We start from the raw sequence: 11,615 nt of genomic DNA on the forward strand, positions 1-11,615 counted from the left end.
CGCGGTCGCGGTTAGATCGTGCCCAGCTTGATGATCGACAGCAGTGCGACCAGCTGGATCGCGGACGCGCCCAGGGCCTTCGGCCACGGCAGGTCGTGCGACTTGCTGATCAGCGAGGTGAACAGGGCTCCGGCCGCTACCCACGTGGCCCAGCCCAGTACCTGTACGACCATGTTGTCGCCGCCGAGGAACACCGCGAACAGCAGGCGCGGCGCGTCCGTGATCGACATGACCAGCATCGACAGGCCCACCGTCGGCTGCCACGCGCCGTCGCCGCCCAGCTGGCGGGCCAGGGTGTGCGTCACCGCGCCCAGGATCAGGCCGCAGATGACGAAGGCCACGCCGGCGGACAGGACGATCGGGATGGCCTTCGGCACGGTCGCCTTGATGACGTCGTCGCGGGCGTCGTCGAGGCCGAACACCGCGAGGAGCCCGTAGAGGAAGGTCACGATCAGTGCGGGGCCCCAGACGGCGTAGTCGCGCATCTGGAGGAAGGTCTGCCCGGGCCGCGTCACGATGCCGCGGAGCAGTTCCTTCCACGGCAACCGCGGTCCGGACGGCACCGCCGAGGCCGCACCCGCCTGGTACGTAGCGCCCTGGCCGTACGGGTCCTCGCCGATGGCGAAGACCTGGGTGTGCCCCGGGTTGTCGTTGTAGCCCCCGCCGCCGTGGCCCCCGCCTCCGTGGCCGTACGGGGGCTGCTGCGCGTGCGGCTGCTGCTGCCCGTACGGGTCGAAGTACTCCGGCTCGCCATGACCTCCCGCGCCCGGCTGCGGCCACTGCTGCTGCGGCGGCGGGCCGCCGACGGGAGGGTAGGGCGGCTGGCCGTACGGCGGCGGTTGCTGCTGACCGTACGACTGCTGCTGCTGCGGGGGTTGTTGCGGAGAGCGGTTGTTGTCCCTGCCGCGTCCGATCCTGAATCCAGCCACGTGATCGAACGTACCTGGTCCGACGAGCATCGGTGGACGGGCAGCCGGAACAGCCACCCTTTGCGGCTGACCTGTGACATCCCTTAGGGGTTCCCGGAGGTGCTGTCCCCACCCCGTGTCCGATCGTGCTGCACGTCCGATTTACGGGCCTGTGTTGTGTTCTGGGGCTCTTTGTTACATTCCCGATGGGATACGCACATATCGGGTCCGTAGCTTCGTACTCGTCGTCGCCACGCAGCGCGAACGGCCACGAACGACCACGAAGAGCACGAGTACACGAGACACGGAAGAGCCCCACATGCGCATCACTCGCCGAACCAGCCTCCGCAGCGCCGCCGTCTTCGTCGGCGCGGCCACCGTCCTGGCCCTCCCGGTCGGGTCCGCCTTCGCGGACTCTCCGGCCGTACCAGGGCCGGAGGTGCTGCCGTCCGTCGAACAGACCGCGAGCGTCCGCGCGTACGTCACCACCGTGAAGCTGGCGGACGGGTCCGTCGCCAAGGTCTACAAGGTGGGCAAGAGCCACTTCGAGGCGGACGTACTCGCCGGTTCCACGAAGCTGGACACACTGGTCGCCAAGGACGGGGCGGTGTCGTACGGGCAGAGCAACGGCCTGCGCGTCGTGCTCCGCCCGAACGGCACGGTCACCTCCTGGATGGTCGGCGCGCCGAAGCCGCAGGTCGGGAAGGAGAGCTCCGTGCGGATCACCATGCCCGACGGGCGGACCGCCAGGCTCGTGGACGGCCCGCACGGCAAGCGCGTCGAGATCTCCACGCCGAAGGGCCGCGCCGCGCTCGCCACGATCGACCTGCGGCGTCCGAGCGTCCACCACGACGGCTGGACGTACGGGCTCGTCCGGGAGGGCGAGCGCGAGAAGTTCGTCGTCGTCGACGGCAGGGGCGGCGGGAACAGCTGGGTGTACGACTTCAGCGGCAGGCTGATCGAGAACCACACGGTCGACCCGGTGGGGCGGAGCGCCGGGAAGGGCGCGAAGGCGGTCGCCCCGGGCAGCGGTACGGCCGCGGCGGATGCGGCGGATGCGACCGGGCTGGGCTTCGCCGTGCTGCGGGGCCAGGGCTGAGTCCCTCCCGTACCCGTACCCGTACCCATATGACGGAACGGCCGGTCCCCCGGGTGGGGACCGGCCGTTCCGGTGCGGGTGCCCTGCAGGAGTCCTGCGGGCGCCCTGCGGGCGTCCTACTTGGCGTCGGCCTCGGGCTTGTCCGCAGTCTCGGCGTCGGCCTCGGGCTTGGCCTCGGGCTTGTCCGCGGTCTCGGCGTCGGCCTCGGCGTCGGCCTTCGCGTCGGTCTCGGCGGTCGCCGCAGGCTCGGTGGCGGCCTCAGCCGCCTCCCCTTCCGTCTCGGCCGCGGCCTCCGGCTCTGCCTCGGGCTTCGCCTCGGCCTCCGGCTCTGCCTCGGCGGCAGCCTTCGCCTCGGCCGCCGCCTTGGCTTCCGCCTCGGCCGCCGCCTTGGCTTCCGCCTCGGCCGCCGCCTTCGCCTCGGCTTCTGCCTTCGCGGCCGCCGCCTTCGCCTTGGCTTCCGCCTCCGCCGCCGCCTTCGCGGCAGCCGCCTCCGCCTCGGCCTTGGCTTCCGCCTCGGCCTCCGCCGCGAGCGCGGCCAGCTCCTCCTCCGTCGGACCCGGGGCCTTCACCGAGTCGAGCAGCAGCTGCGCCACGTCGACCACCTGGACGTGTTCCTTCGCCTGACCGTCGTTCTTCTTGCCGTTCACCGAGTCGGTGAGCATCACGAGGCAGAAGGGGCAGGCGGTGGAGACGATGTCCGGGTTCAGGGACAGGGCCTCGTCGACGCGCTCGTTGTTGATGCGCTTGCCGATCCGCTCCTCCATCCACATCCGCGCGCCGCCGGCGCCACAGCAGAAGCCCCGCTCCTTGTGGCGGTGCATCTCCTGCTGGCGCAGGCCCGGCACGGCCGACATGATCTCGCGCGGCGGCGTGTAGACCTTGTTGTGCCGGCCCAGGTAGCACGGGTCGTGGTACGTGATCAGGCCGTCGACCGGAGTGACCGGCGTGAGGCGACCCTCGTCGATCAGGTGCTGGAGGAGCTGCGTGTGGTGGATGACCTCGTACTCGCCGCCCAACTGCGGGTACTCGTTCGCGATGGTGTTGAAGCAGTGCGGGCAGGTCGAGACGATCCGCTTCGCCGACTTCGGCTTCTTCGTCGACGGGTCCTCGTCGTCCTCGCCGAAGGCCATGTTCAGCATGGCCACGTTCTCCTGGCCCAGCTGCTGGAACAGCGGCTCGTTGCCCAGGCGGCGCGGCGAGTCACCGGTGCACTTCTCGTCGCCGCCCATGATCGCGAACTTGACGCCCGCGATGTTCAGCAGCTCCGCGAAGGCCTTCGTGGTCTTCTTGGCCCGGTCCTCCAGGGCGCCGGCGCAGCCGACCCAGTAGAGGTAGTCGAACTCGGAGAGGTCCTCCGCGTCCTTCCCGATGATCGGGACCTCGAAGTCCACCTCCTTGGTCCACTCGACGCGCTGCTTCTTCGCCAGGCCCCAGGGGTTGCCCTTCTTCTCCAGGTTCTTGAGCATCGTGCCCGCCTCCGACGGGAACGCGCTCTCGATCATCACCTGGTAGCGGCGCATGTCGACGATGTGGTCGATGTGCTCGATGTCGACCGGGCACTGCTCCACGCACGCACCGCAGGTGGTGCAGGACCACAGCACGTCCGGGTCGATGACGCCGTTCTCCTCGGCGGTCCCGATCAGCGGGCGCTCGGCCTCCGCGAGAGCGGCGGCCGGGACACCGGCGAGCTGCTCCGCCGTGGCCTTCTCGTTGCCCTCCATGTCCTTGCCGCCACCGGCCAGCAGGTACGGGGCCTTGGCGTGCGCGTGGTCGCGCAGCGACATGATGAGCAGCTTGGGGGACAGCGGCTTGCCCGTGTTCCAGGCCGGGCACTGCGACTGGCAGCGACCGCACTCCGTGCACGTGGAGAAGTCGAGGATGCCCTTCCAGGAGAACTGCTCGACCTGGGAGACGCCGAAGTTGTCGTCCTCGCCCGGGTCCTCGAAGTCGATCTCCTTGCCGCCCGAGGTCATCGGCTGCAGGGCGCCGAGCGCCGTGGCGCCGTCCGCGTTCCGCTTGAACCAGATGTTCGGGAAGCCGAGGAAGCGGTGCCAGGCGACACCCATGTTGGTGTTGAGCGAGACCACGATCATCCAGATCAGCGAGGTGCCGATCTTGATCATCGCGGTGAAGTAGATGGCGTTCTGCAGCGCGCTCGTCGAAAGCCCGTCGAAGGCCAGGACCAGCGGGTACGAGACGAAGTACGCCGGCTCGTAGCTGTCCACGTGGTGGATCGCGCCCTCGAGGCCGCGCAGGCACAGGATCGCGAGGCCGATGGTCAGGATGATGTACTCGACGAAGTACGCCTGCCAGGCCTTCGAGCCGGTGAAGCGCGACTTGCGGCCGGCCCGGGAGGGCAGGCTGAGCAGCCGGATCGCCATCAGGACGACGATGCCGAGGACCGTCATCAGGCCGATGAACTCGATGTAGAGCTCGAACGGCAGGAAGCCGCCGACGATCGGCAGCACCCAGTCGGCCTGGAAGAGCTGGCCGTAGGCCTGTGCCAGGGTCGGCGGCAGCGTCAGGAAGCCGATCGCGACGAACCAGTGCGCGAAGCCGACGATGCCCCAGCGGTTCATGCGGCTGTGGCCGAGGAACTCGCGGACGAGGGTGAACGTTCGGGCCTTCGGGTCGTCCGTGCGGCTGCCTGCCGGTACGGGTTGGCCGAGCTTCACGAAGCGGTAGATCTGCGCCACGGCTCGTGCGAGCAGCGCGACGCCGACCACGGTCAGGACCAGCGACACGATGATCGCGGCGAGTTGCATGGAAGGGCTCCTCGGGCGGCACTTACTAAGCGGTAACTTATGAAGTCAAGGCTTGAGGTTACCCATTCCCGACGCCGCAATGTAGCTGAGCGTGCGGTGATCTGTGTCGCTCAGGCGACCCTTTGCCGGTACGCCGCGCGCGGGGTCTGCGCCAGGATCGCGAGGTCCATCCCGAGCCAGTGGTTCTCCACATAATGCCGGTCGAGCAGGGCCATCTCCTCCCAGGGGAGGTCCGAACGCGCGCTGACCTGCCACAATCCGGTCATTCCGGGACGTACGAGGAGTCGCTCGGGGCGGTCCGTACGAGTTTCCGGGCGCGGCCCGACGAGCGACATCTCGCCACGGACCACGTTCAGCAGCTGCGGGAGGCCGTCGAGGGCGCAGCGGTCCAGGACCGCACCGATCCGGCCAGTGCCGTCGTCGGTGCGCAGGCGCCACGTGCGGAACGGCCGGCCGGCCAGCCCCACCGCGGCCGCCCGTGCGAAGGGGTGGCCGCCCTGGGTCGCCCACAGCAGGGCGGTGATGGCCGCGAGCGGCAGGCCGAGCACTGCGAGCAGCACCACTGCCCCGACGAGGTCGCACACCCGCTTCGCCGGTGGGGCGGCGGGGACCCGTACGCGCGGAGCGGTGAGTGTGAGGGGCATGTCAGCACGCTGCCGCATGCTTCCGGCGGTCTCGTGGTGGCGCGCGGCCGCGGTGACCCGTTCGGCCGCGCCCGCCGCTATCGGGGGTGCCGTCCCGGGACCCCGTGCCTCACGCGCCGGCGAGGCCGAATCGTCCGGCCCCGCCGGCGTGTGGGGGTGGGATGTGGGGCTGGGATGTGGGGCGGAGTCCAGGGTGGTTGCGCGTAAGCATGGCCTAAAGGTTGAGTCGACTCGACTCAGCTCTGTTGACGCCGGCGCGGCGATGCGGCATGGTTGAGTCTGTTCCACTCAAGTCAGCTGGAGGAATTGAAATGGCACGTGCGGTCGGCATCGACCTGGGCACCACTAACTCCGTCGTCAGCGTTCTGGAAGGCGGCGAGCCCACCGTCATCACCAACGCCGAGGGCGCCAGGACCACGCCGTCCGTCGTCGCCTTCGCCAAGAACGGCGAGGTCCTCGTCGGCGAGGTGGCCAAGCGCCAGGCGGTCACGAACGTGGACCGGACCATCCGCTCCGTCAAGCGCCACATGGGCACTGACTGGAAGATCAACCTGGATGGCAAGGACTTCAACCCGCAGCAGATGAGCGCCTTCATCCTGCAGAAGCTGAAGCGCGACGCCGAGGCGTACCTGGGCGAGAAGGTCACGGACGCGGTCATCACCGTCCCGGCCTACTTCAACGACTCCGAGCGTCAGGCGACGAAGGAGGCCGGTGAGATCGCGGGCCTGAACGTCCTGCGCATCGTCAACGAGCCGACGGCCGCCGCCCTGGCCTACGGCCTCGACAAGGACGACCAGACCATTCTCGTCTTCGACCTCGGTGGCGGCACCTTCGACGTGTCGCTCCTGGAGATCGGCGACGGCGTCGTCGAGGTGAAGGCCACCAACGGTGACAACCACCTCGGTGGCGACGACTGGGACCAGCGCGTCGTCGACTACCTGGTGAAGCAGTTCGTGGGCGGCCACGGCGTCGACCTGTCCAAGGACAAGATGGCGCTCCAGCGTCTGCGCGAGGCCGCCGAGAAGGCGAAGATCGAGCTGTCCTCCTCCACGGAGACCACGATCAACCTGCCCTACATCACGGCTTCCGCCGAGGGCCCGCTGCACCTGGACGAGAAGCTCACGCGCGCCCAGTTCCAGCAGCTGACCGCGGACCTGCTCGACCGCTGCAAGACCCCGTTCCACAACGTCATCAAGGACGCCGGCATCCAGCTGTCCGAGATCGACCACGTGGTCCTGGTCGGCGGCTCCACCCGTATGCCGGCCGTCGCCGAGCTCGTCAAGGAGCTCACCGGCGGTCAGGACGCCAACAAGGGCGTCAACCCGGACGAGGTCGTCGCCATCGGCGCCACCCTCCAGGCCGGTGTGCTCAAGGGTGAGGTCAAGGACGTCCTGCTCCTCGACGTGACCCCGCTGTCCCTCGGCATCGAGACCAAGGGCGGCATCATGACCAAGCTGATCGAGCGCAACACCACGATCCCGACGAAGCGCTCCGAGATCTTCACGACGGCCGAGGACAACCAGCCGTCCGTCCAGATCCAGGTCTACCAGGGCGAGCGCGAGATCGCGGCGTACAACAAGAAGCTCGGCATGTTCGAGCTGACGGGCCTGCCCCCGGCCCCGCGCGGCGTCCCGCAGATCGAGGTCTCCTTCGACATCGACGCGAACGGCATCATGCACGTCACGGCCAAGGACCTTGGCACGGGCAAGGAGCAGAAGATGACCGTCACCGGCGGCTCCTCGCTCGGCAAGGACGAGGTCGACCGCATGCGCCAGGAGGCGGAGCAGTACGCGGACGAGGACCTGCGCCGCAAGGAGGCGGCCGAGTCCCGCAACCAGGGCGAGCAGCTCGTCTACCAGACGGAGAAGTTCGTCAAGGACAACGAGGACAAGGTCCCGGCCGACGTCAAGACCGAGGTCGAGTCCGCCGTCGCCGAGCTGAAGGAATCGCTCAAGGGCGAGGACACGGCCGAGATCCGCACCGCGACGGAGAAGCTCGCCGCGGTCAGCCAGAAGCTCGGCCAGGCCATCTACGCCGACGCGCAGGCCGCCCAGGCCGCCGGCGGTGCCGGTGACGCGGGCCAGGCCAAGGCCGACGACGACGTCGTCGACGCCGAGATCGTCGACGACGAGAAGCCGAAGGGCGGCGCTGCCTGATGTCGGAGGAGACCCCGGGCTTCGACGAGAAGCCCGAAGTCCCCGACGCCGGTCAGAACGACGCTGAGCCGAAGGCCGCCGACTCCGCCAAGGACGAGGCGGCCCCGGCCGGGGACGCAAGCCAGGACGTGGCGCTGCTGGCGCAGCTGGACCAGGCCCGTACCGCGCTCTCCGAGCGCACCACGGACCTCCAGCGGCTCCAGGCCGAGTACCAGAACTACCGCCGCCGGGTGGAGCGGGACCGGATCACCGTCAAGGAGATCGCGGTCGCGTCCCTCCTGACGGAACTGCTGCCGACCCTGGACGACATCGGCCGGGCGCGGGAGCACGGCGAGCTGGTCGGCGGCTTCAAGTCGGTGGCCGAATCGCTGGAGACCGTCGCCGCCAAGATGGGCCTGCAGCAGTTCGGCAAGGAGGGCGAGCCCTTCGACCCGACGATCCACGAGGCCCTGATGCACTCGTACGCGCCGGACATCACCGAGGACACCTGCGTGGCGATCCTGCAGCCGGGGTACCGGATCGGCGAGCGTACGATCCGTCCCGCACGGGTCGCGGTGGCCGAGCCCCAGCCGGGCGCGGCCCCGAAGTCCCCCGGTTCCGACTCGGCGGTCGCGGAGGGCGAAGCGCCGGACGGCTTGGACGCGGATGCCCCCGACAAGGGCTGATGCACCACACGTAGGAGCACGAGAGGAGGGACACCGGGGATGAGCACGAAGGACTTCGTCGAGAAGGACTACTACAAGGTCCTCGGTGTCCCGAAGGACGCCACCGAGGCCGAGATCAAGAAGGCGTACCGGAAGCTCGCACGCGAGTTCCACCCGGACGCCAACAAGGGCGACGCCTCGGCCGAGGAGCGCTTCAAGGAGATCTCCGAGGCGAACGACATCCTCGGCGACGCCAAGAAGCGCAAGGAGTACGACGAGGCGCGCGCCCTGTTCGGCAACGGTGGCTTCCGCCCCGGGCCGGGCGGCGGCGGCTCGTTCAACTTCGACCTGGGCGACCTCTTCGGGGGTCAGCAGCAGGGCGCCGGCCAGGCCGGCGGCTTCGGCGGCGGCCTGGGTGACGTCTTCGGCGGCCTCTTCAACCGCGGCGCCGGCCCCGGGGCGGGCACCCGCACCCAGCCGCGCCGCGGCCAGGACATCGAGTCGGAGGTCACCCTCTCCTTCACGGAGGCGGTGGACGGGGCCACGGTCCCGCTGCGGATGTCCTCCCAGGCGCCCTGCAAGGCCTGCTCGGGCACCGGCGACAAGAACGGCACCCCCAGGGTGTGCCCGACCTGCGTCGGCACCGGCCAGGTCTCGCGGGGCAGCGGCGGCGGCTTCTCGTTGACCGACCCCTGTGCGGACTGCAAGGGCCGCGGCCTGATCGCGGAGACCCCCTGCGACGTCTGCAAGGGCAGCGGGCGCGCCCGCAGCTCCCGCACCATGCAGGTCCGGATCCCGGCGGGCGTTTCCGACGGCCAGCGGATCCGGCTGCGCGGCAAGGGTGCGCCGGGCGAGCGCGGCGGTCCGGGCGGTGACCTCTACGTGGTCGTGCATGTCGGTTCCCACCCGGTCTTCGGCCGCAAGGACGACAACCTGACGGTGACCGTGCCCGTGACGTTCGCGGAGGCGGCGCTGGGGGCCGAGATCAAGGTCCCGACCCTGAACGGCCCCTCGGTGACGCTGAAGCTGCCCCCGGGCACCCCGGGCGGTCGCACCATGCGGGCCCGCGGCAAGGGAGCGGTCCGCAAGGACGGCACCCGCGGCGACCTGCTGGTCACGGTGGAGGTCGCGGTCCCGACCGAACTGTCCGACAAGGCCCGCGAGGCCCTGGAGATGTACCGCGAGGCGACGGGGTCCGAGGACCCGCGCTCCGCGCTGTTCGAGTCCGCGAAGGGAGCATGACATGGACGGCCGCCGACGACAGTCTTCCCGTCTGGGAAGCGGTTACCAACTCACCGACGAGACCCCGGTCTACGTGATCTCGGTGGCCGCCCAGCTCTCCGGTCTGCATCCGCAGACCCTCCGCCAGTACGACCGCCTCGGCCTGGTCTCCCCGGACCGTACGGCCGGCCGCGGCCGGCGCTACTCGGCCCGTGACATCGAGCTGCTCCGCACGGTGCAGGCGCTGTCGCAGGACGAGGGCATCAACCTGGCGGGCATCAAGCGCATCATCGAACTGGAGAACCAAGTCGCCGCGCTCCAGCAGCGCGTGGCCGAGCTCGCCGCAGCCGTGGACGGCGCCGCGGCGGTCCTCCAACAGCGCGAGGCCCAGGTCCACGCCTCGTACCGGCGCGACCTGGTCCCGTACAGCCCCCCGCAGCCGGGCAGCGCCCTGGTGGTCTGGCGCCCCAACCCCAAGCGGCCGATGGACTGACTTCGACCGAGCACGCACGAAGGCCCCCGCCCGGACAGCCGTCCGGGCGGGGGCCTTCGTCTTCTCACCTGTACCGCCGGCGGAGCGTCAGAGCCCTTCCCGGTCCGGGTCGAGGTCCTCGTGGCCCGGATGCCCCTCGCAGTCCTGCTCGGGGCCCAGGGGACGGCCCAGGATGCCGGACCGGGCGATGAGGTAGCCGAGCTGCGCGCGGCTGCCGCTGCCCAGGGTGGTGGCGAGCTTGGCTATGTGCGCCCGACAGGTGCGGACGTTCATGCCGAGGCGGCGCGCGATGGCCTCGTCGACGTGGCCCTCGATCAGGAGCTGGGCGATGGTCCGCTGGACGCCCGTTATTCCGCCGGGGGCGTTGCGGTACGTCACCTCCTCCTGGAGGGGCACGGCCCGGTGCCACAGCTGCTCGAACACCTTGATGAGGTAGTCGACCAAGCCCGGGTGGCGCAGTTCCAGGGCGACCCGGCGGTCGTCGCTCACCGGGATGAAAGCCACCGTGCGGTCGAAGATGATCAGGCGTTCGATCAGCTCCTCCAGCGTGCGGATCTCCACCTTGCCCATCGAGATCCGCTCCACGTAGGCGAGCGTGCCCTGACTGTGCCGCGCGGTGTGCTGGTACAGGGTCCGTATGCTGACCCCGCGGTCGATCAGCGGCTGGTCGCGCTCCAGGGCTTGGGTGAGGGCCAAGGAGGGCCGGGCGCCGCCGGGCTGGACCGTCAGCACCTCGGTGTGACATTCGGCCGTCGCGAGGTCCAGCGCGGCGTTGATCTGTTCGAAGCCCTCCAGCACCGTGATGGCGTGGGTGTTGGCCGGGCTCTGTGCGCTGATGGCCAGGAAAGGCTCGAAAGTGTCGGTGAGATCTACAGCGCTGCGCCGGCGGTCCTGGATCTCGCGTTCAATCGGATGGAGCCGTTGGGCCAGAGCTACGGACGGCGGAACCGGGCGGAGCTGGTTCGCGTCATCCGGGTCGGGCTGCAAAAGAGCGAATTCAAGCAGGCAGGGGGCGTTCTGGATCTCGCCCCGGGCGATCCGGCCGGTACTCAGTGCGGTCGCATAGAGCCGCGCCCCCTCGGTGCACATGGACGTCACAGGGTGGGGATGTGTCGCTTTTGTCTCGCTTCGCGTCAAATCTCCACCCCCCAGGGTCCTGAACATGCAAGAACATGATGCATCGTCCCTGTGGCATTGACGTGCCTGAATGAGCCATCGTCTGTCACGCGGGGGAGAGGATTCCATCAAGTGAGGACGAAGCCGACCATGTACAAGAGAATGCTTCGCTCGGTGCTTGCCATAGTTTTCTCCGCCGTTGCGGGTTTTGGGGCAGTCAGCGCCGTCGAAAGTGACGCGGGGAGCGCTAGGGACGGTCAGGGTACGGGCCTGACGAGCAGCGACGACACCGGCTGGACCACGGCTCCCGCGGGTAAGTACGCGGACACGGGCTGGACCATGGCGCCTGCGGGTAAGAGCGGCGACACCGGCTGGACCACGGCCCCTGCGGGTAAGAACGACGACACCGGCTGGACCACGACGCCTGCGGGTAAGGGTGACACGGGCTGGACCACGACTCCCGCGGGTAAGGACGACACCGGCTGGACCACGGCCCCTGCGGGTAAGAACGACGACACCGGCTGGACCACGACGCCTGCGGGTAAGGGAGACACGGGCTGGACCACGAC

At 69.5% G+C, this 11,615-nt stretch carries 9 protein-coding genes and 1 pseudogene; 6 read left to right on the top strand and 4 right to left on the bottom strand.

Annotation, left to right across the window (positions count from 1 at the left end; genetic code table 11):
• Window positions 1-11: 11 nt before the first annotated feature.
• A complete protein-coding gene (locus tag ACIQK6_RS40110) occupies window positions 12-929 on the bottom strand; it encodes a Yip1 family protein (RefSeq protein WP_402697347.1) in 918 nt (305 codons plus the stop codon).
• 298 nt (window positions 930-1,227) lie between these two features.
• Between ACIQK6_RS40110 and ACIQK6_RS40115 the strand changes: the two genes are divergently transcribed.
• Window positions 1,228-2,007 (top strand): hypothetical protein, encoded by a 780-nt coding sequence (locus ACIQK6_RS40115; RefSeq protein WP_329099970.1) that lies wholly within the window; start codon window positions 1,228-1,230, stop codon window positions 2,005-2,007.
• Window positions 2,008-2,549: 542 nt separating this feature from the next.
• Here ACIQK6_RS40115 and ACIQK6_RS40120 read toward each other — a convergent pair.
• A pseudogene (locus tag ACIQK6_RS40120) lies at window positions 2,550-4,772 on the bottom strand (heterodisulfide reductase-related iron-sulfur binding cluster); the annotation flags it as partial.
• A gap of 110 nt (window positions 4,773-4,882) precedes the next feature.
• Window positions 4,883-5,416, bottom strand: a complete 534-nt coding sequence (locus tag ACIQK6_RS40125; RefSeq protein ID WP_329099969.1) for a sugar transferase — start codon at window positions 5,414-5,416, stop codon at window positions 4,883-4,885.
• Window positions 5,417-5,727: 311 nt separating this feature from the next.
• On the opposite strand from ACIQK6_RS40125, the gene dnaK reads away from it, so the two are divergent.
• The 4 genes from dnaK to ACIQK6_RS40145 are packed head-to-tail and all read left to right on the top strand — an operon-like array spanning window position 5,728 to window position 9,930.
• Window positions 5,728-7,572: a molecular chaperone DnaK gene (gene dnaK, locus ACIQK6_RS40130; RefSeq protein WP_329099968.1), complete on the top strand. Its 1,845-nt coding sequence runs from the start codon at window positions 5,728-5,730 to the stop codon at window positions 7,570-7,572.
• Window positions 7,572-8,237, top strand: a complete 666-nt coding sequence (gene grpE / locus ACIQK6_RS40135; protein WP_329099967.1) for a nucleotide exchange factor GrpE — start codon at window positions 7,572-7,574, stop codon at window positions 8,235-8,237. The genes dnaK and grpE overlap by 1 nt, the downstream gene beginning before the upstream one ends.
• Before the next feature lie 39 nt (window positions 8,238-8,276).
• Window positions 8,277-9,458, top strand: a complete 1,182-nt coding sequence (gene dnaJ, locus ACIQK6_RS40140; RefSeq protein ID WP_329099966.1) for a molecular chaperone DnaJ — start codon at window positions 8,277-8,279, stop codon at window positions 9,456-9,458.
• Window position 9,459: 1 nt separating this feature from the next.
• Window positions 9,460-9,930, top strand: coding sequence for a heat shock protein transcriptional repressor HspR (locus ACIQK6_RS40145; protein ID WP_329099965.1), 471 nt, complete (start codon window positions 9,460-9,462; stop codon window positions 9,928-9,930).
• Between the two features lie 87 nt (window positions 9,931-10,017).
• On the opposite strand, the gene ACIQK6_RS40150 is transcribed toward ACIQK6_RS40145, so the two are convergent.
• Window positions 10,018-11,094, bottom strand: a complete 1,077-nt coding sequence (locus ACIQK6_RS40150) for a helix-turn-helix transcriptional regulator (RefSeq protein WP_329099964.1) — start codon at window positions 11,092-11,094, stop codon at window positions 10,018-10,020.
• An 84-nt stretch (window positions 11,095-11,178) separates the two neighbouring features.
• On the opposite strand from ACIQK6_RS40150, the gene ACIQK6_RS40155 reads away from it, so the two are divergent.
• Window positions 11,179-11,615: hypothetical protein (locus ACIQK6_RS40155; protein ID WP_402697350.1), on the top strand; the 437-nt coding region annotated here is incomplete at its 3' end.

The sequence above is a fragment of the Streptomyces sp. NPDC091682 genome (genome assembly GCF_044756625.1).
In the GTDB taxonomy this organism is placed as follows: domain Bacteria; phylum Actinomycetota; class Actinomycetes; order Streptomycetales; family Streptomycetaceae; genus Streptomyces.

What these genes read in the sequence shown, in the direction of transcription:
- grpE (WP_329099967.1), top strand. Translation starts at nt 7,572, where the DNA reads ATGTCGGAGGAGACCCCGGGCTTCGACGAGAAGCCCGAAGTCCCCGAC.
- ACIQK6_RS40145 (WP_329099965.1), top strand. Translation starts at nt 9,460, where the DNA reads ATGGACGGCCGCCGACGACAGTCTTCCCGTCTGGGAAGCGGTTACCAA.
- ACIQK6_RS40150 (WP_329099964.1), bottom strand. Translation starts at nt 11,094, where the DNA reads ATGTTCAGGACCCTGGGGGGTGGAGATTTGACGCGAAGCGAGACAAAA.
- ACIQK6_RS40125 (WP_329099969.1), bottom strand. Translation starts at nt 5,416, where the DNA reads ATGCCCCTCACACTCACCGCTCCGCGCGTACGGGTCCCCGCCGCCCCA.
- dnaK (WP_329099968.1), top strand. Translation starts at nt 5,728, where the DNA reads ATGGCACGTGCGGTCGGCATCGACCTGGGCACCACTAACTCCGTCGTC.
- dnaJ (WP_329099966.1), top strand. Translation starts at nt 8,277, where the DNA reads ATGAGCACGAAGGACTTCGTCGAGAAGGACTACTACAAGGTCCTCGGT.
- ACIQK6_RS40115 (WP_329099970.1), top strand. Translation starts at nt 1,228, where the DNA reads ATGCGCATCACTCGCCGAACCAGCCTCCGCAGCGCCGCCGTCTTCGTC.